This window comes from Chamaesiphon sp. VAR_48_metabat_403 (assembly GCF_031422475.1).
Lineage (GTDB): Bacteria > Cyanobacteriota > Cyanobacteriia > Cyanobacteriales > Chamaesiphonaceae > Chamaesiphon.
The window spans coordinates 1-19532 of the sequence record NZ_JANPLS010000146.1; the positions used below are offsets into that span (position 1 = coordinate 1).

17 protein-coding genes are annotated in these 19532 nt (G+C 45.1%); 12 read left to right on the plus strand and 5 right to left on the minus strand.

Features of this window, described 5'->3' with window-relative positions:
* From RMO79_RS06985 to RMO79_RS06995, 3 genes are all read left to right on the plus strand, one after another.
* A partial coding sequence (locus RMO79_RS06985; protein ID WP_310482411.1) for a hypothetical protein occupies positions 1–78 on the plus strand: 78 nt, incomplete at its 5' end.
* Positions 79–216: 138 nt separating this feature from the next.
* A complete protein-coding gene (locus RMO79_RS06990; RefSeq protein ID WP_310482369.1) occupies positions 217–1149 on the plus strand; it encodes an ADP-ribosylglycohydrolase family protein in 933 nt (310 codons plus the stop codon).
* A gap of 92 nt (positions 1150–1241) precedes the next feature.
* Positions 1242–2519, plus strand: a complete 1278-nt coding sequence (locus RMO79_RS06995; RefSeq protein WP_310482370.1) for a recombinase family protein — start codon at positions 1242–1244, stop codon at positions 2517–2519.
* A 45-nt stretch (positions 2520–2564) separates the two neighbouring features.
* Here the strand turns inward: RMO79_RS06995 and RMO79_RS07000 are convergent, their stop codons facing one another.
* Complete coding sequence (locus RMO79_RS07000; RefSeq protein ID WP_310482372.1) at positions 2565–4595, minus strand: nucleoside-diphosphate sugar epimerase/dehydratase; 2031 nt, start codon at positions 4593–4595, stop codon at positions 2565–2567.
* A 334-nt stretch (positions 4596–4929) separates the two neighbouring features.
* On the opposite strand from RMO79_RS07000, the gene RMO79_RS07005 reads away from it, so the two are divergent.
* From RMO79_RS07005 to RMO79_RS07020, 4 genes are all read left to right on the plus strand, one after another.
* On the plus strand, positions 4930–5397 hold the full coding sequence (locus tag RMO79_RS07005; protein WP_310482374.1) for a DUF3119 family protein: 468 nt from the start codon (positions 4930–4932) through the stop codon (positions 5395–5397).
* A 1345-nt stretch (positions 5398–6742) separates the two neighbouring features.
* Positions 6743–7858 carry a hypothetical protein gene (locus RMO79_RS07010; RefSeq protein ID WP_310482376.1) on the plus strand — a complete coding sequence of 372 codons (1116 nt, stop codon included), beginning with the start codon at positions 6743–6745 and terminating at the stop codon, positions 7856–7858.
* A gap of 209 nt (positions 7859–8067) precedes the next feature.
* Entirely contained in the window at positions 8068–10491 is a 2424-nt protein-coding gene (locus RMO79_RS07015) for a hypothetical protein (RefSeq protein ID WP_310482378.1), read from the plus strand.
* A gap of 82 nt (positions 10492–10573) precedes the next feature.
* Positions 10574–11818 carry a DUF790 family protein gene (locus RMO79_RS07020; protein ID WP_310482379.1) on the plus strand — a complete coding sequence of 415 codons (1245 nt, stop codon included), beginning with the start codon at positions 10574–10576 and terminating at the stop codon, positions 11816–11818.
* A gap of 523 nt (positions 11819–12341) precedes the next feature.
* Here RMO79_RS07020 and RMO79_RS07025 read toward each other — a convergent pair.
* Positions 12342–13112 (minus strand): cobalt-precorrin-6A reductase, encoded by a 771-nt coding sequence (locus tag RMO79_RS07025; RefSeq protein ID WP_310482380.1) that lies wholly within the window; start codon positions 13110–13112, stop codon positions 12342–12344.
* 70 nt (positions 13113–13182) lie between these two features.
* Between RMO79_RS07025 and RMO79_RS07030 the strand changes: the two genes are divergently transcribed.
* Positions 13183–13668 carry a glutathione peroxidase gene (locus RMO79_RS07030; protein ID WP_310482382.1) on the plus strand — a complete coding sequence of 162 codons (486 nt, stop codon included), beginning with the start codon at positions 13183–13185 and terminating at the stop codon, positions 13666–13668.
* A gap of 140 nt (positions 13669–13808) precedes the next feature.
* Here the strand turns inward: RMO79_RS07030 and acs are convergent, their stop codons facing one another.
* Entirely contained in the window at positions 13809–15779 is a 1971-nt protein-coding gene (gene acs / locus RMO79_RS07035) for an acetate--CoA ligase (protein WP_310482383.1), read from the minus strand.
* Between the two features lie 168 nt (positions 15780–15947).
* Here acs and RMO79_RS07040 point away from each other — a divergent pair, with 168 nt between their 5' ends.
* The 3 genes from RMO79_RS07040 to RMO79_RS07050 are packed head-to-tail and all read left to right on the plus strand — an operon-like array spanning position 15948 to position 16927.
* A complete protein-coding gene (locus tag RMO79_RS07040) occupies positions 15948–16175 on the plus strand; it encodes a DUF2281 domain-containing protein (RefSeq protein WP_310482385.1) in 228 nt (75 codons plus the stop codon).
* Positions 16175–16558 (plus strand): type II toxin-antitoxin system VapC family toxin, encoded by a 384-nt coding sequence (locus RMO79_RS07045; RefSeq protein ID WP_310482386.1) that lies wholly within the window; start codon positions 16175–16177, stop codon positions 16556–16558. Before RMO79_RS07040 ends, RMO79_RS07045 begins: the two co-directional genes overlap by 1 nt.
* 9 nt (positions 16559–16567) lie before the next feature.
* Positions 16568–16927, plus strand: a complete 360-nt coding sequence (locus RMO79_RS07050; protein WP_310482387.1) for a hypothetical protein — start codon at positions 16568–16570, stop codon at positions 16925–16927.
* Positions 16928–17046: 119 nt separating this feature from the next.
* Here RMO79_RS07050 and RMO79_RS07055 read toward each other — a convergent pair whose 3' ends face one another.
* Positions 17047–17238, minus strand: a complete 192-nt coding sequence (locus RMO79_RS07055; protein WP_310482389.1) for a hypothetical protein — start codon at positions 17236–17238, stop codon at positions 17047–17049.
* 298 nt (positions 17239–17536) lie between these two features.
* Positions 17537–17665, minus strand: a complete 129-nt coding sequence (locus RMO79_RS07060) for a hypothetical protein (protein WP_310482390.1) — start codon at positions 17663–17665, stop codon at positions 17537–17539.
* Between the two features lie 215 nt (positions 17666–17880).
* Between RMO79_RS07060 and RMO79_RS07065 the strand changes: the two genes are divergently transcribed.
* Positions 17881–19317: a carotenoid oxygenase family protein gene (locus tag RMO79_RS07065; RefSeq protein WP_310482391.1), complete on the plus strand. Its 1437-nt coding sequence runs from the start codon at positions 17881–17883 to the stop codon at positions 19315–19317.
* The last annotated feature ends 215 nt before the right edge of the window (positions 19318–19532 follow it).

Consider the following 19532-nt stretch of genomic DNA (forward strand, 5'->3'; position numbering starts at 1 on the left):
ACCAATCTCGTCGATGGAACGCCCAATACAGTTCAAAACGATCGGCGCGTAATTGAAGCTTATTTGGGTATAGATTGAGTAAAATAGTAACAGGCGTAACAATACAATTCAGTCAATTATTCAGCGGTTGAAACCGCCGCTAGTGATGCAAAGTCCGCCTTCGCGGACTAGTATTTTTAGGCGTAAATAACGTTGCCGTCTCAATATTTCTAAATTATGCTAACTAAAGCAGATCGCATTACTGGCGGACTGATAGGATTACTCGTTGGCGATGCGCTGGGCGTACCTTATGAATTCCATGCTGCTAAAGAGATTCCGCCCCTGGCGCAAATTGAGATGGAACCGCCAATTGGGTTCGCAAGATCGCATCGGACGACACCAATCGGTACCTGGTCTGATGATGGTGCCCAAGCTCTATGTTTATTGGCATCCTTGCTCGATTGTAATTGTCTAGATCCTGACGATTTGGGGCGGCGATTGGTAGACTGGTACGATCGCGGCTATATGGCAGTCGATGGTAAAGTATTCGATGTTGGCATTCATACGGCTAGAGTCGTCCATGAGATTTCGAGGGGAATGCCAGTACTAGCAGCAGGAGCTTTAGGCAACCAAGCCAGGGGCAATGGTTCGCTGATGCGAGTTTTGCCGTTAGTATTGTGGCATCGAGGTAGCGATGAATCTTTAGTTGCAGACGCGCATTTACAATCGCGAGTGACGCATGGAGATAGTTATTGTCAGATCTGTTGTGCTTTATATTGTCTGTGGGCGAGACGAATGTTAGAGCAGAGTAGCGATCCTTGGCAACAAGCAACTGTAAAGTTACGGCAAATTTATACGATCGAGCCATCATTTCTCGATATTCTAGATTGGGCGATTCGTCCCGATGACGAGCCAGATGGTAGGGGTGGTGGATATGTTATCGATTGTTTGCGTTCGGCGCGGATGGTAATGTCGCAATCTAGCTACGAACTGGTGGTTAAGAGGGCGGTAGCCCTCGGCGACGATACCGATACAACTGCTTGCGTCGCTGGCGGTGTCGCCGGATTACGGGATGGGATTGGGGCAATTACCACTCGCTGGCGGGAGCTGCTGCGAGGGATGGAAATTGTGAACCCGTTACTCGATTTACTGGTGCAGCAACATTTTTAAGCTCTTATATTGAAACCACAGATTCTTGAGAGCGGGGAGCGGGGAAGAAGTAAGTAAATTAAATAACTAATATCTTAACCAGAGTCTCAATCGTGAAAATTGTTGCTTATATTTACACGGATCCGCTAATTGAAGAGCCGCCATCTGAAGAGATTTGGGGATGGGAGATCGATCGAATTTACCAAGATTTGGGACGACGCGACGAACTCGATCGATTGTGGCAAGATTGTGTGGAGCAGCGGTGCGATTATTTATTAGTCAGACGATTGGACGAACTGGGTGATTCGGTACGAGATATTCGGCAAGTTTTAATTAAATTGCAAGAATTAGGGATCGAATTAATTACCACTGAAACTGAGATCGAACCACAATTAAATCTGTTGCAACTAATCGATCGAATGCAGTCAAATCGGCTCAGTCGGCGAATGCGACAAGGGCACGCACGCAACCGATTGAAATCTCTACCGCCGCCGGGGAAAGCTCCCTATGGCTATCGCCGTAGTAAAGATAAATATACGATCGATCGATCGACAGCACCAATCGTTAAAGATTTTTTCGATCGCTTTTCGATCTATGGTTCGCTCAGGGGTGCCGTTCGTTATTTAGAGCAGAAATACCATAAAAAGATCGCTCCTTCTACGGGGCTGAGGTGGCTCTCTAACCCCGTTTATCGGGGCGATACGGCATATCTCAACGGTGAGGTAATTTCTGACACTCACGCGGCAATTTTATCGCGAGATGAAGCAGCTCAGATCGATCGATTATTACATCGCAATCGGCGATTGCCAGCTCGGACTGCTAGCGCGCCGAGATCTCTAGCCGGGTTGGTAAATTGTCAAAATTGCGGACGCATGATGACGGTAACTAGCGTTTCAGCACCACGTCGCACCGAGGGCTATTTGTACCTGCGTCCGACTAATTGCGATCGCGATCCTCAGTGTAAAGTTATTCCTTACGATCGGGTATTAAAAGCTGCGATCGAGCGAATTTGTGTGGATTTACCGATTGCCGTAGATCGTAGCGACATGCCCAATCTAGATGGATTTAAAGCCAAAATATCCCAAGATATTATCGATAAACAACAAGCGATCGTGCAATTACCAAAGCTAATTAATTCCGGCGTTCTCGATCGCGAAACTGTCGATTTACGTACCTACAAACTCAAAACAGAAATATCTGCCTTGCAAAATCGATTGGCAGCATTTTCCCCAGTAAATCTTCAATCCCTCGCTCTAACCGTTTCGATTCCCCAATTCTGGCTAGATTTATCTGAATCAGAGCGGCGGTTCTATTTTCGAGAATTCATTCAATCGATCTCGATCGATCCAAAACTTACCGATTTAAACTTACAATTGCACTTTATTTTCTAAATTTACTCCTTATCCTCCCACACCCCCCACACTCCCTACCTAAAGTTATACCCTACCACTAGCAACCTTCTTCCTCCCCTCTTGGTGAACCTCAGATCTGCGTAACTTATTGCTAATCGATGCCGCTACCGATACCGCCACAGCCTCAGATTTAACCTTGGCATATTGTCCCATCGGTTGATATTCTGGCACCAAATTGTGCAGCACAGCAACACAAGCATTCACTTCACAATCGGCGGCGGCATCCAAAAGACTAGCGAGTTGGGGTTCTAGCTCTTTCCAGGCTAATTTTGCCTCGCGCGCGCAGAAAATCTTCGGATGTCCCGTAGCCAGAGCCGCATCGCAATCGATTAATAGTTCCTCATAAATTTTCTCACCAGGGCGCAAACCAGTAACTTCAATTTTGATATCTCGTTCGGGTTCTAAACCATATAAGCGAATCATCTGGGCGGCTAAATCGTAAATTTTAATCGGTTCGCCCATATCGAGCAGAAAAACTTCGCCGCCTTTTGCCATCGCCCCAGCTTGAATTACTAGCGTCGCGGCTTCGGGAATCGTCATAAAGTAGCGCGTAATATCTGCGTGGGTGAGGGTAATCGGCTTCCCTGCCAGGATCTGCGCGCTAAATCGCGGAACGACAGAACCGCTACTACCCAAAACATTCCCAAATCGTACCATCGTAAAACAGGTAACGTGAGTGGAAAGATCTGCCAAACCTTGGAGTACTAATTCCGCGACGCGCTTAGTTGCGCCCATAATATTCGTCGGGCGCACGGCTTTATCGGTAGAAATTAGCACGAATTTGGGTACGCCACAATCGATCGCACATCGAGCCGCAGTTAGCGTACCACTAATATTATTCACCATGCCAGAGATCGGGTTAGCTTCAACGATCGGGACATGCTTATAAGCCGCCGCATGATAGATAATATCGACATGATATTTGTTCAGTACTCGCGTCAACGATCGATCGTCGGTAACCGAACCCAAGCAGGCAACTTTAATGAGGTTGGGATAATTTTCGCCCAATTCCATGTCCATTTGATAGAGCGCAAACTCATTTAACTCATAAATTATCAGCATTTTAGGCTGCTGCTTGGCAATTTGACGGCAGAGTTCCGAACCGATCGAACCACCGCCCCCAGTGACTAATACGACTCGATCGGTGATATCGTGTTGGAGTAATTCCGGGCGCGCGGCGATGGCTTTACGCCCCAATAAGTCCTCAATATCGATTTCGGGAGTTTGGATAATCGAGCCGCGATCGCTTAACATTTCAGTCAAACTCGGTAGGGTTCTGACAGGTACTCCGAGAATTTTGAGTCTTTGAGTGAGATCGCGTTTGCGTTGAGTGTCGATCGAGGGCATCGCAAGGAGAATTTCTTCAAATCCGATCCTAGCTTTGAGTTTGAGCAGTTCTGCGGGCGCGTAGACCCGAATCCCGCCAATATTTCGACCTTGAAGATGAGCCGCATCATCGACAAAACCAATTAATTTTTTGCTACTTTCTCTGGCTAAAGCCTGGGCGAGTAACCGCCCATCGCCGCCAGCTCCATAGATAATTACTTTCGTCTTCGCTGGCGTGGATCTATTAATCTGGTGGGTTTTGCCCCGCGTCAGGCGCACGCAGAGTCGGAAGGTAATTGCTAGTATTAAGGCAATCATCCCATCGCTAAGAATGACTGACAGCGGAATTGTCGAAACTAAAAATAAGCGATCGGTAACGGCAATTGTCAAGCAACTAGTGGCTATCGCCTGAGCGATGGTAAAGATAAATTCTCTACCCGTATATTGCAATATTTGGCGATAAATCCCAAATATCCAGAACGATCCAATTTTAATGGCGATCTCTAACACGACAAAATTACTGTAATGTAAAATTTCCGCAGGTAGCCGATCTAGCCCATACTCCAAGCCAATCGCCGTACAGATCGAGATCGCGAACAAACTAATGTCAGCGCACGCTAAAATTGCATATTTCCGATTGGTGGAAAACGCATTAATCAGTTTGTCTAGATAGATGTAAAACGATGAAATAGCGGGTGCTTGTCCCTCGTCAAACGGCGAATTACTCATTTACCCAACTTTATTACGGAGTTTTTAGACGGCTGTCGATAATTTTATGCAAATATTCAAATTCTCGATCGAAGAGGGTAGATTGAGCTAGTGTTAGCTCATCCTCGTTCGATGCGATCGAGACTACATAATCGATCCTTACCTACTTGTGGTTATTATTCACTCGATCGCACATCAGATCGGGATGGTTTTGAGAATTAGATGCAGGTGGGGTGAGATGGTGTATCGAAAAACCTACTGCTACGTTTTGAGATCTAAATCCCCCAACCCCCTTAGAAAGGGGGCTTTAGAGTAGAAACATCAGATCTGTGCGGAGTGTGAGGGGTGGTTTAGAATGAAAGAAAATAGCAATCGAGATTTTGAGCCTGTGACAACTAACCCCGCACCAACTCAGTTACCTGAAAGTGTCGAACTCGCACCCAATTACACAATTCCGATCGTGCTAACGGCGGTAGCAATCCCCATTGCAGCGTTTCAATTGTGGGTAGGCGCGGCAATTGGGATCTTTGGTTTGTTTCTGGCAATCCAAACAGCCATCATTAAATTAGAATTTACGACAACTGCGCTCAATGTCTATCGCGGTAGCACTATCATTCGGACGTTTCCCTATGGTGAGTGGGAAAATTGGCAGATTTTTTGGCAGCCCGTACCGATTCTGTTTTACTTTAAAGAAGTCAACAGCATTCACTTTTTACCGATTATTTTCGATCCGCAGATGTTACGCACTTGTCTGGAGTACTATCGCCCCCAACCGTCGATTGTCCTTCAGACAGGCTCCGCCAACGATTCAACCGATCGATAGCATCGCACTACATCCCCGACTTCTTCAAGAAGCGGCTCGCGCTCCTCGGCTTTGCCCTACCGTGTATACACATCTCTCGATAAAAGCGAAAACCCTAGAAATCCCCCTTTTCAAGGGGGACTAAGAGTCCGGTTCCCCCCTTTTTAAGGGGGGATAGGGGGGATTTAGATCTCAAAACGAAGTCCAACAGACTTGTGTATACACCGTAGCGGCTTTGCCGAGGGTTTAGCGAGACAAGACAGTCGGGGATGTTTCTGATAGGGGTGTGTCTGCTAGCTTCTCTATCCGCGAAGTTCAATATTTAGCCATTTGCATATTCAGGTGGAACAATCTCTAGTTATTTGGAGACATAGGAGATAGCCGGATTGCTCTTTCACAAATCTCAGCTCGACACGAGCGATTTTCCTTTTCAGACTCACATCACCTCTGTTCGATCGATCGGGAAGAAATTGTCAGGGAAAGATTAACTTGACAAAATTACCAGTTTTATATTTTATTACTTCTCCGATCGGATCTGGGCGATCGATAAATTTGTCGCTCGATCGTCATTTAATTAGAAACCAGCAAGTTTGGATTCACTCGTCTTTTTACATTAATTGTCCGATCGACTTTTAGTTGCAGGGATCGCACGATCCGATCGCAACCACATAACTTAAAATTTCACTCAAGAAAGATTGTATAAATTAATACTGGCAAACTTAAAATCGGTCTTTAAGACCATGTATCGAGATTGCGCCGAACAGAACCAATATGCCGTCACATTTTGACCGTACAGATCGACGATTTAGTTACGATTGTTAGCGCAAATGTACGATATTTAACACGGCTAAATCGTGTAAGTATGACGGAGATCGATCGGCACAATGGCTTAAACTACAGATTGGGTATTGTCAAACTTCAATTGAAATCGTATGATAGCTGTATTGAAGTTGTTCAAAATAAATCTCAACAAATAAAGTTATCACTATCGACCGATCGATATAAATCTGTCGAAAAGTGATTAATTTTACAATCAAGATAAATATTAAAAATTAGATTGAATCTATCTTTTAATACTGCTGTTAGCGGCATTTTTTAGATAAACAAACTTAATTTGGAAAGGAGCGAGCCTAGTTTTGTATGGTATTTAGAAATAAGTATTATTGTCTAATCTAGACGGCGTTATTTTCCGAACTATCTTGCTGTCTAAAAAAAGAACCCGCAAACTTGAATATCAATCAAATGGTATCGAGTCATAAACTGGCAACCGCTATGCTTGAATATTGTTGTTGACGAGTCCGACTTCATTTAAAACTTGTGTCCAGATTATACTCCAGTCACTGCGACTATTGCAGTAGTAAAATTAATGAATTTTCAATCTAAACTCTCACTAGCTCTAGCTGCTGGTTCGGCATTTTTCCCATTGGCAGCTCAAGCTGTTCCTGTTACCAATACTGGCTCGACTGCGGCTGCGGTATCGATCAAATTTGAAGGCACATCTCAGGGTGGCTTCTCGATCGTGCCTGGTGGTAATGCTACTGGTAATGGTACTGGCGTGCGAGAACTCTCTGCTGCGGTAGCAACTGGCGAAACTGATGCTTCGGCAAACTCCACAACTTCCAACTCCCCACTTGGAACTAGTGCTAGTGCTAAAGGTTTCAGCGGGCCGGTAAGTTTCACATATTTAAGTACTAGCGATGTTAGCAAGGTATCTAATACCCGCGACTCACGCGACTTCAATACGTCTCAGCGAAACCAGTCAGATGTCCAAGCTAGTACTACTAAAAATACTACTACTAGTAACGACCGTCGCGATGAGTTCAAAGAAGACAAGACAGCTACTAACAACCTGACTGATACCAAAAAGGGTGTTAATAACCTCGATGATGGTAAAACCGCTACCAATAACCTCACCGATAACAAAGGTACTGTAAATAACGCTACCGACAACAAAACAGCTACCAATAACCTCACTGATACCAAGGGAACCACTGACGGTAGCAGCTCTGGTAATAGCACTGGCGTCGGTAGCACTAGCGTTGCCACAAGTAACGTTCCCGCAGGTACTACTACTAACGGTACTGTTGGTACTGGCAGTAGTGGTGGCACAACCAAAACCACCAACAGTAATTTTGCGACCAACAACAACACTACTAGCAACGTTAATAGCAATAACAATACCACCAATACTTTTGCTACCAATAACAACACTACTAGCAACCTAAAAACCAACAACAACACAGACAACTCGTTGGCAACTAACAACAACACCACTAGCAATGTTGCTAGTACCAATGTTAAAAACGACAAAAATAACACCAATGACAATACTACCAACAGTAATGTCAACAGCCAAAATGGTCAGACAACTGACAACACCCTCAAAACTACTGGTGTAAACGATAGCACCAATACTAAAGTTCAGTACGAATACAAAGGTACTTCGGCTGGTTTATCGTTTATTCCTTTAAACAATAAATAGGTATGGCTCGATGTAGCTCATTAATGGGCTACATCGACACCGTACTTGCTAACAACAAAAAATCTACCCATCTTTAGTTTTGTTCGATGCGGGTAAAACCGAATCGATGTAACTAGGATGGGTATCTTTTTACAACTGGGTGCTGAAGCTGATAGATAGAGCCTCGATTACCGCTCGGCGCGGCTACGCCAACGATCTGTAAATCATATATGTATTCACAGTTATTCGCATATTATCAAACCAACTATAAATTAGCCTGTTATTGCATCGCAATATCGGGTTGGTATTTACTTTTAGCTAGTAGTGCTAGCGCGCAAACTCAATCGCTTGGCGAAGCTGCCCCACCCGAAAATCGATCGACTACTGAAGAGATTGCACCAACAGTTAGCAATAAGATCGTCGCATCGACTCAACAGGGGAATACTAGCGAAACCGCACCAAGCGAAGCTGGCAAAAGTACCGACAAACCCACATCACCGCCGTTAGTCAAGCACAAAGTCGCCCAAGTCACGATTCCCATTCCCACAGGCGCGACTCCGACACTGTTGGTACCCATTATCCTGCCTAACTTACTCCCTCGGAGTAGTCCGATCGTGCCGATTAATTCGGTATTGACACCAGGATTGCTGTTCTCGCCAAATAATACCCCCGCCGTACCATCTACTAACACGCCGACACCACCTACTAACCCAACAGCGGTTAAAGATTCGCGCTTTATTATCGAGCCGAAAGTTCTCGATCCCAGAGTTGTCGATCCGTTTTCGACGCAATTTATTATCAATGGCAATCGGATTTCGCACTATACCAATACCGCCATCGTCACCGGATTTGAAACGGGAAATTTTCGGAATACCGATCTGAGTTTCAATGTCTTTAAGCTGATTGGAGCCAAAAATGTCCAAAGCGTCACTACAGATCGGGTAGTTCGCGTCTCTACCGAGATGGAATCGACAGGGATTAGTACTGTCGCCCAAAATCAGGATATTACTGTCTCTGTTGCTAAAGATCAAACCTTACTAGGGGTACGCCAACAAATTAGTCTGATTGGTAACTGTCTCGACGGTTCGGGTGGCGAATGCACCTACATACCGGGCATTAGAATTAGTGAGAGCGATCTCGATCCCAAGAAGTTACAGCCCAGAGGGGTAACGATTGACTCTCAATTTGGCGATCGAGTTTCGGCAGAATCATCAGCAGCAATTCGGGAACCAGGCTTTCAAGGCGGTGCGAATGGACAGAATTTTGGCATCGATTTAACCATTCCCGCGATCGGATTAGTCAATCCCCCCGAAGGTTCGCCACCCCAAGTGTTGACTGGCGAACGCCAGGAGAACTTTAAAACTGGGTTGGCGGTAAATTACACCCGGATGCAGCAGAACTTTGCGACTAATGGTAAAGAATCGACCTTAGAACGCACTGTCCGATCGCTTAATTATATCAACGGCGATCGCAATCAATTAGTCAATGCCTTAACTAATGCGATCGGTCAAGTTTTACCATCATTTAGTCGCAGCATCGCCCCTGGCGAACCGGGCGCGCGCATTGTCGTCAACCCCAATCTCTATCAAGTAGCCAGTGCCATTCGCATTCCCAATAATAGCCTGACAGTATATCAGGCTGGTACGGGCTATGCAGCCAGTTTCGGTAAAGATCCTAAAGTTCCCCCTGGAGCCAGCCATCAAGCCCTCTGGGTGGGCATGTCCCCCGTCGTCGAGCGAGAATTTAGCCGCGATTATCGCTACAACACCCTTCGCGAACCCCGGATCGTGACTAGTGGCGGCGGTGAAGGCGGAAATGTGCCGATTGCGGTAACGCTGAATAATTTTGGCTTTAATTCTGGTGGCTTGCAAAATGCCTACGGACAAGGTTATGTCACCGTATTGAATCGAGATGTCTCTAGAGTAGATACCGATACCATCCGTCAGCGCACCGATTACTATCCCCATATTAGTTTTACAGGCGCGAATCTCAACGAAAATAGCCTGTGGCGATATTATACTGGCGCGATCGTCAATGCTGGTTTTCAGCCGAAAGCTACTTCCAATCTTAAAGCCTATATCGGTACCGATTACGCGATCGTCAATCCCCGTGGCTTGAGTCTGAATTTTGCAGGTATCGGCTATCTCAATCCCGATCCTGAATATTCTAGCCAACTGTCTGCTAGTGGCACTCAATCGATCCAACTCGGCTCTAATCAGCGCAATAGTCTAGTTTTAGGGTTTAATACTAGCTATATCGTTGATGGCGCAATTACACTCCAATCGTTACCCATTCGCTCTGCTCAAAGCTATGTCAATGCTGGAATTGCCCTGAATTTTGGCGATATTTCAGTTGGCGGTACCCAATTTTTTGGTAATATATTACCAGAGTCGGTCGAAAATAAAACTGTTTTTAATATTGGTTGGAAAGTTACCAACAAGCTGAAAATCGGCGGATTTATCAGCGTCCTCGATCGGAATATTTCGACCAATCCTTTTGGGGCAAATCTCAGTTACGAACTCGATCCTAATTCCGATTCAGCGATCTATTTAGGTTGGAATGCCGCCGAAATCGACTTCCGCCGCACCCTCGGCTCGACTGCCAATGTTTATAAAGATAATACCGTTAGCGTCTCAATCCGCTACGGATTTTAGTTGAAAGTTGAAAGTTAATTGTGTCCGCTAAAATTTACAAGTATTTTAATAACCCCCTAAAACCTAAAACCTAAAACCTAAAATGTTACCCGGCGATTTATTAATCTATCGATATAATGGTGAATCGATCGTCCCCAAACGGATCGAACTCGACGCGCACCACATTCAGATGGCGATCGAGATTATCGACTGCTTCACCTCCGTTACAGGCGGTACCCAGGGACAACTAGATGAAATGTTATTAGAACTCGAAGGTGATAGTCCCGACTTTCGCGTCAAACGGGGATTCGCCCACCTGCTCAAAAGCCAAAGCTTCAGTAAATTTGAAATTGTCAGCCCCCTTCAGCCCTCCGAATTGCGCGAACGCGTTTACGCACTCGCAGCGATAGCCAGCCCCAGCGTAGAGCATAGCAAAACCACATTAGCAACCCTCGCCAGCAATCTTTCTCAAGAACTAAGCGCGGAAATAATTCCCGCCCAAATTACCCAAGGATTGTATGCCGATTTACCAGACAATCGAATTTTAACCGAGTTTAACGCACCCGATCCAGTTGCCCTAATTCATCGCTACAACCTTTCTCAAGTTCAAGGCGTATTCTATCGCGCCAGCGAACTAACCATCAACGCCCATCGCAACGTACCCGGACAATATAAACTGTTATTTCGGTATTTGAAATTATTTCAATTGATGACGTATATCGAAGGCGATGCCGACCACGGGTTTACCATTAAAGTCGATGGCCCGACGAGTTTGTTTAAAGCCAGTACCCGCTATGGACTCGCGATCGCTAAATTAATCCCCGCAATTTTGCACGTCACTAAATGGAGCCTGAGCGCAACCTTACAAACCAAAGATTTTTACACCGGGAATCTCAAAGTCGGACGTTATAGCCTCACCGACAAATGCGGTTTAGAAACCCACTATCCACCCGGAAAATCTTACGATAGTATGCTCGAAGCTAGCTTTGCCGATCGCTGGGATAAGCTAAAAACCGACTGGGTATTAGAACGCGAAGTAAATCTATTACCAATTCCAGGTAGTGTCATGATTCCCGATTTCCGCTTGGTACATCCCGACGGGCGCGATTATATTTTAGAAATTGTCGGTTATTGGCGACCGGAATATTTACAGAAAAAATTCGCTCAAGTCCGCAAATCTGGTTGTAAAAATCTGATTTTAGCCATCTCAGAACGATTGAATTTAGAGAAAGCGGGACTAAACGCACGAGATTTACCCTGCGAGGTAATTTGGTTTAAAGATAAACTCTTACCTAAGTCAGTATTAGAAGTCATCGATGCGATCGATCGAGTCAATCTCGACTCTTGAATTAACCTCTCCCTAAACCGTCAGGAAACCCGACGAGCGGGAGCCGCTAAATCCCCTTGGAAAGCTACCGTGTATACACATCTTTGGTGAGAAGCGAAATTGGTTTGAATCCCCCTAAATCCCCCTTTCCAAGGGGGACTTTGACCGGATCTGAGCAAGCTTTTTAAGGGGGTTTGGGGGATTCAGATCTCGAAACGAAGTCCAGCCGACTTGTGTATACACCGTAGCTTATAGAGGGGAGGGAGTAAGAAAGCTTCCCTGTGGGCATACTCATTCAAAAATCAAAATGTTCTTTGACGAACATTTTGTTGGAGACTAGCTCAAAAAATATCTGTCTGAAGCAGGCTATTTTGCCCATCAAAGCACGAACGCTCGATCGAACGATTCAGGAGTGAAAATTTCGGACTTCATGCGTTGGAGCCGATCGAACAAATACAGTGAAAATAGGTACCCCCACCCCGCCTAAAATATCGCTAGCTTAGTTACATTCAGCACATCCATTCGATCGATATTTATCCAAATTTTACCGCCCGATCGCATCGAGCAACCATTCAATCGCACCAGCAACATCTCGAACTATTTCCCCTTCAGGGACGATCGGACGTTGGACTATAATTACAGGTAAACCCAACTCCCGCGCCGCAATAATTTTGGCATAAGTATCATCGCCACCGCTATTTTTACTAACAATCGCTTGAATCCGATATTCTCTAAGTAATTCCCGTTCTGCTGCCAAACTAAATGGCCCTCGATCGAGTAATAATTTACCCGGTGGTAATGAGATACTCAAATCGGGAGGATCGATCGATCGCATCAAACACCATTTATCTGTCAGACTGGCAAACGGAGCAAGCTGTTGCCTGCCGATCGTCAAAAAGATTCGCTTTGCGCTAGCCGGAATCGCCGTCACTGCTGCTGCAACACTCTTCACTTCAATCCAATTGTCTTCAGGCAAACGCGCCCACTCAGGGCGAATTAGCACTAATCGGGGAATACCTACTTTCGTCGCCGCACCTGCCACATGTTGGGATATTTGGGCAGCAAACGGGTGAGTCGCATCAATTATCAGATCGATTCGCTCGGTTTGTAAATAGGCAATTAAACCAGCTTCACCACCAAAGCCACCGATTCGCACATTGCCGACTAGACTCTTTGGCGCGCTAGTTCTCCCCGCGAGGCTGGTAATCACCACCAATTCAGGTAGATCGTTGGCGAAGCCTCTCTGCAAGAGAATCGCCAGACTTGCCAATTTTACCGCATCCCCAGTTCCACCCAAAATTAAAAGTCGTTTCATCGCGCCTAGCAAGTTGGCAATACTTCCATAATAATAAATAGGTTAGTATTTACAAATTGCCAAAATTATTATGTCATCAACAGTTTACGACTTTTCGGCTACCAGCATTGAAGGTCAACCCGTCGAGATGAGTGCTTATCGCGATAAAGTTTTGCTCGTTGTCAATACCGCCAGTCAGTGTGGTTTTACGTCTCAATATAAGGGTTTACAAGAGTTGTACGATAAATATGCCAGTAAAGGATTCGCAGTATTGGGTTTCCCATGCAATCAATTCGGACAGCAAGAACCAGGTAGTGCAACAGACATCCAGTCATTTTGCGAAACCAAATTTGGTGTGTCTTTTCCATTATTTGAAAAAATCGATGTCAATGGTGCCAATGCTCACCCGCTGTTTCAATATTTAGAAAAAGCCGCACCAGGCATTTTTGGCACGGAGGGAATTAAATGGAATTTTACTAAGTTTTTAGTCGATGGCAGTGGTAATGTGGTCAAGCGTTATGGCTCGAATACCGAACCCAAGGATATTGCCAACGATATCGAATTGCTGCTGAAATAATTACATTCGATCGATCGGGAAAACTTATCTCGATCGATCCCAACTTAAATAAATGTCGATCGAAGTTATACCTGCATCAATTACCGATAAGTTCGATCGGCAAGCCCTAACTATCGATCGCGCACCGTTACCAAATTAATTCAATCACTACCTCGCAACTTATCTAATACGCTACGATCTTCCAGCGTCGAAGTATCGCCAGAAACCTCCTTGCCTGCCGCTAAATCGCGTAATAATCGTCGCATAATTTTACCCGATCGAGTCTTGGGTAATGCATCGGTAAAGCGGATTTCACCCGGACGGGCGATCGCCCCAATTTCTGTACCGACGTGTTTTTGTAACTCTTTTACTAAACTTGCATCGCCGACATAATTACTATTTAAAGTCACAAAAGCGACGATTTCTTCACCTTTAATTTCATCTGGTTTGCCCACAACTGCGGCTTCGACTACCGCAGGGTGTGAGACGAGCGCAGATTCGAGTTCCATCGTGCCCAAACGGTGCCCAGAAACGTTGAGCACATCATCGATGCGTCCCATTACCCAGAAGTATCCATCAGCATCCTGACGCGCTCCATCCCCCGCAAAATACATGTATTTGCCATCTTTGGGGGCGATGTGTTCCCAGTAGGTTTTACGGAACCGTTCGTCGTCACCGTAGACAGTTCTCATCATTCCCGGCCAAGGATATTTTACCGCTAAGTAGCCGCCACTATTGGCGGGAAGAGTTTCGCCATCGAGATCGACAATTTCGGCGATGATGCCAGGGAAGGGGCGAGTTGCCGAACCTGGTTTAGTCGGAATTGCACCAGGGAGAGCGGTAATCATAATTCCGCCAGTCTCAGTTTGCCACCAGGTATCGACGATCGGACATCTTTCTTTACCGATAACGCGGTGATACCACATCCAGGCTTCGGGGTTAATGGGTTCGCCGACGGTACCGAGGAGGCGCAGAGAGGAGAGATTGCGGGCGTTGGGGAGTTCTTCACCCATTTTCATGAAGACGCGAATGGCGGTAGGGGCGGTATAGAAGATGGTTACGCCATATTTTTCGATAATGTCCCAGGTGCAGCCCGGTTTAGAAGGGCGGGTGACTCCTTCGTACATAACAGTCGTCGCGCCGTTGGATAATGGCCCATAGACGATGTAACTATGTCCGGTAATCCAACCGACATCAGCGGTACACCAGTAAACATCGGTATCGTTGAGATCGAAAATCCATTTGGTGGTGATGTGGCTGTAAAGGTTATAACCGCCAGTAGTATGGACTACTCCCTTAGGTTTGCCCGTACTGCCAGAGGTGTAGAGGACAAATAACATATCCTCGGCATCCATTTCGACTGCGGGACAGTCGGCGGAGACGGTGGGTTGAATTTCATGCCACCAGATATCGCGCCCCTCAATAATAGGGATGTCTTGCTTGGTACGCTGAACGACTAAAACTTTTTCGACTGTCGGACAGGCGTTATTTTCGAGAGCTTTATCTACCTGAATTTTTAATGGTACGATCGCATCTTTACGCCAGCCACCATCGGCAGTAATGACCGCCTTAGCCTTACCATTAGCCAATCTGTCTCGCAAAGCCTCGGCACTAAAGCCACCAAAGACGACGGTATGTACCGCCCCAATTCTCGCACAAGCTAGCATCGCGATCGCCGCTTCAGGAATCATCGGCATATATATCCCGACTAAATCCCCTTTGACTACACCCATCTGTTTGAGCGCATTCGCCATCTGACAAACTTCGCGATGCAATTGAGCATAAGTTAGCGTACGCGAGTCGCCTGGTTCGCCTTCCCAGATTAATGCGGCTTTATTCTTACGCCAAGTAGTCAGATGTCGATCGAGACAATTATACGAGATATTAATCTTCCCGCCTGTAAACCACTTGGCAAACGGGGGCTGCCAATCTAGCACCGTTTCCCACTTCTTAAACCAATGCAGTTCGCTGTCGGCGAGTTCTGCCCAAAACTGTTCGGGATTGGCTTGGGCGCGGGCATAGATGCTCTCATATTCTGCCAAGCTCTTAATCTGTGCGGCTTGAGAAAATTCTGCTGAGGGGCTAAATAGTCGCTCTTCTTGGAGCGTAGATTCGATCGATATTTCTGACATGGTAGGAAGCGGAGATTAGTTAGCAATTATTATGTAGTTAATTATCGCCCAGTTAGCGGGACAATTTTCTAGTGGCTATATTAAGATAGACAGAACACCCGTTCTCAATTTTTGCTAGGATCGAAATATTAAACCATATACCATCTGAGTATGAGTCCGGTCGAACGAATGACAATTGATAAGATCCACACCTTACCAGCAGACTTACAAGAGCAAATATTAGCGTTTGCCGAATTTGTAGAACTCAGAGCCAAATCTAATTTGGATACCAACACTCAATCATCGGCAGATCTAACAGCAGGTAACAAAAGACAGGGATTCGGTCTTTGGAAAGGGGCAATTAATATTCACGACGATTTTGACGAGCCATTGGCAGATTTTGAGGAATACATGTAATGAGAGTGCTTATAGATACTCACGCACTACTTTGGTATCTTCAAGGCGATGCTAATCTGAGTAATCTAGCACTGACTACGATCGAAAACAAAGATAATGATGTATTTGTCAGTATTGTAAGTCTGTGGGAGATTGCGATTAAATCAGGACTGGGTAAACTAGAACTTCAACGCCCCTTTGAAAACCTGGAAGCCGATTTACAGCGACTAGATATTAAAATTTTATCGATTGCTTTTACCGAACTGAATATTTATCGTTCGTTACCATTGCACCACCGCGATCCATTCGACCGGATTTTAATAGCACAATCGATAGGGAATTCTCTAACTATTATCACTCGCGATGCTTTATTTGAGGTATATTCAATTCGAGTGATGTGGTAGTGTGGATACATGAATACAGACTCAATTCGATCGATCGAAACCGAAGCTGATTATCAAGCTGCATTGCAACGTGCGGAAACGTTAATGTCATCGAGTCCCAAAACTCCAGAAGCTGATGAAGTGGAGGTATTAGCAACACTCATCGAGCTATATGAGGATAAATATTTTCCAATCGAATCACCAGATCCTATCGCTGCAATCGAATTTAGACTAGAACAACTGGATCGATCGAATGCAGATCTAATCCCGCTCATTGGTAGCGAGAGTTTGGTTGCAGAGGTAATGTCTAAACGCCAACCATTAACGCTAGAGATGATTCGAGCTATCCATCTTCACTTGGGTATTCCCGCAGATGTATTGTTGCAATAGATCGATCGCCAAATAATATTTACAGATCGTCGATCTGTAAATATTAGCATAGTCAAAATCATTCCCGATCGGGAATAGAATTATCGATCGTGTTAAACATGTTTGAAATCTTACTTACTTTACATTTTGTAAAGCCATAAAACTTTCTTTTTGTCAAAACCAACCCATGACTTCTGCTTGTTATGTAATAACATGCCATCAACATCATTCATCTTCAGCACCATCTCTAGTGCTGCAATATATGAGATATTACAGAAGCCAGTCCCTCCCCAGCTAGGATGCATTCCAGTATATAATACAACTAGCTTCATATTCGACATCTCCGCAACTCGAATAGTTCCATCCGTAGATGGAATAAACAAGTTTCTCTTGAGTATCAACTTATGCAATTCGAGTAGTGTATTATCATCATAATGTTCTGCAAGTTGCCAGATTATTTTGTCAACTATCGCTTTCCATTGTGCTCTGGTTTGTAGAAGTTTATATATTTGTTAATACATTCCAACAACCGTTTGGGCTGATGGGTTCATTCTATTGTTCCCATCTATTGTGTTTTGAGCGACAATCGATGCCTGTCGATTGTACCTATGCGCTCGATCTTTGATACCCTCAACCCCTACGATCGACCTTACTGTGTTTGAGATCGTTGGTACAGCCTACAAAAGACAATGTTTCGAGAAAGTATTGAGATAGTCGATCGAGATCGCGGGTAGTGCTGGGCGCGAGGATAAAATTCATGAGAGCCGCGTTTGCCGTGCTGCTTGAAATTGCTGAAGATATCCCGCCATCGCCGTCGCACCATCAATGCCTAGCAATATTACTGTGATTGAGATCGGTTGATGTCTCCATAATGAATGCGATCTTTGTAGAATTTAAAGAGGTGGCAATCTGTCTGTAGATATGTAAATCTAGTCGAATTGTCCGATCGAACACCAAACTACTGCTACTCACCAATGACAACTACCTCAAAACCGTCAGCCACTAAACCTCTGTGGGGTCAAGCTCTAGCTGCACCCGCGATCGAATTTCCCCAGACGCAGTTACAGATTCTCTCTGGTGCGATTCCAGATGGCTTGCAAGGTACCCTCTATCGGAATGGCCCCGGACGGCTCGAACGGGGCGGTAAGCGCGTCGGACACTGGCTTGATGGGGATGGAGCTATTTTGGCGGTAAAGTTTGCTGACGGGGCTGCTAGTGGGGTCTACCGATATGTTCAAACTCAGAAATATCAGGAAGAAAGTCAGGTCGATCGGTGGTTGTATGGTAACTATGGCATGTTACCATCTGGCAATCTTTGGGAGCGGTTTGGTAAATCGTTGGGAAATGCGGCAAATACTTCGGTTTTAGCTTTACCCGATCGATTGTTGGCACTCTGGGAAGGTGGCGCGCCGCACGTTCTAGATTTAGATAGTTTAGCAACGATCGGGACGGATAATTTAGGTAGCGATCTGACTCCGTTGGTTTATTCAGCGCATCCCAAAGTCGATCCAGTTTCTGGACATATATATAATTTTGGCATCTCGCTCGGCGCGCAACCAAAACTAAATCTGTATGAGAGCGATCGCAGTGGTAAAGTTATTAAAACTAGTCAAACTAAGTTACCCAGGCTGACGACAGTTCATGACTTTTTAATGGTCGGTAAATATCTGGTGTTTTGTATTAATCCGATTGAGATTCAACCGTTACCAATTTTATTGCAATTGGCTAGTTATAGTGAATCGATTCGGTGGAAGCCAGAACTCGGTACGCAAATAATGATATTCGATCGCGAGGATCTGAGTCTAGTTAGTACCTTCACGACCGAGCCTTGGTATCAATGGCATTTAGGTAATGGTTGTGTGGATGCAAATGGTAAAATTATCTGCGATTTAGTTCGCTATGCCGACTTTGGTACTAATGAATTTTTGCGAGAAGTTGCTAGTGGTGAGACTCAGACTGAAGCGATTGGGACACTCTGGCAATTAGTTATCGATCCGACTGTGGGTAAGCTAACTAGTAGCGAACAATTATGCGATCGTAGTTGTGAATTCCCATTAGTAGAAAGCTCTCAAGTCGGGCAAGAATGGCGATATACATATTTAGCAGTTCACAAGCCAGATGCAATTTTAAATCGCGAATTAGTCGGTACGATCGGCAGATTCGATCGACATACTAACACGTTAACTACTGTCGATCTTGCCAGTCATTTATATCCGACAGAACCGATTCATGTTGTTGATAAATTCGATGCTAACCGAGGCTGGATTATTACAGTTATTTATGACGGCGAACGACATCAGAGTGAAGTCTGGATTTTCGATTGTGACAGGTTGAATGAATCGCCTGTTTGTCGGTTAAGTTTACCAAGTGTCGTACCGATGGGTTTTCATGGCACCTGGAAAGAGAATTAAATCTTGCTGTCTTAGTGACAGATCGACTCAATGATTAGCGATCGATCTGACTAGGCATCGATCGAGTCTAAATAACCATTTGTTTAATTATTTTGATAATTTGAAAACTATCTTCTTGACTATTGGATAACCTAGTAGTCTACGACGTAAATCTAGTTACTATTTTGGCGGGGAGTTGGGAGTTGGGAGTTGGGAGTTGGGAGTTGGGAGTTGGG

Coding starts and splice junctions, on each gene's coding strand:
- RMO79_RS06990 (WP_310482369.1), top strand. CDS start 217: ATGCTAACTAAAGCAGATCGCATTACTGGCGGACTGATAGGATTACTC.
- RMO79_RS07000 (WP_310482372.1), bottom strand. CDS start 4,595: ATGAGTAATTCGCCGTTTGACGAGGGACAAGCACCCGCTATTTCATCG.
- RMO79_RS07005 (WP_310482374.1), top strand. CDS start 4,930: ATGAAAGAAAATAGCAATCGAGATTTTGAGCCTGTGACAACTAACCCC.
- RMO79_RS07010 (WP_310482376.1), top strand. CDS start 6,743: ATGAATTTTCAATCTAAACTCTCACTAGCTCTAGCTGCTGGTTCGGCA.
- RMO79_RS07015 (WP_310482378.1), top strand. CDS start 8,068: ATGTATTCACAGTTATTCGCATATTATCAAACCAACTATAAATTAGCC.
- RMO79_RS07020 (WP_310482379.1), top strand. CDS start 10,574: ATGTTACCCGGCGATTTATTAATCTATCGATATAATGGTGAATCGATC.
- RMO79_RS07025 (WP_310482380.1), bottom strand. CDS start 13,112: ATGAAACGACTTTTAATTTTGGGTGGAACTGGGGATGCGGTAAAATTG.
- RMO79_RS07030 (WP_310482382.1), top strand. CDS start 13,183: ATGTCATCAACAGTTTACGACTTTTCGGCTACCAGCATTGAAGGTCAA.
- acs (WP_310482383.1), bottom strand. CDS start 15,779: ATGTCAGAAATATCGATCGAATCTACGCTCCAAGAAGAGCGACTATTT.
- RMO79_RS07040 (WP_310482385.1), top strand. CDS start 15,948: ATGACAATTGATAAGATCCACACCTTACCAGCAGACTTACAAGAGCAA.
- RMO79_RS07045 (WP_310482386.1), top strand. CDS start 16,175: ATGAGAGTGCTTATAGATACTCACGCACTACTTTGGTATCTTCAAGGC.
- RMO79_RS07050 (WP_310482387.1), top strand. CDS start 16,568: ATGAATACAGACTCAATTCGATCGATCGAAACCGAAGCTGATTATCAA.
- RMO79_RS07055 (WP_310482389.1), bottom strand. CDS start 17,238: ATGAAGCTAGTTGTATTATATACTGGAATGCATCCTAGCTGGGGAGGG.
- RMO79_RS07060 (WP_310482390.1), bottom strand. CDS start 17,665: ATGAATTTTATCCTCGCGCCCAGCACTACCCGCGATCTCGATCGACTA.
- RMO79_RS07065 (WP_310482391.1), top strand. CDS start 17,881: ATGACAACTACCTCAAAACCGTCAGCCACTAAACCTCTGTGGGGTCAA.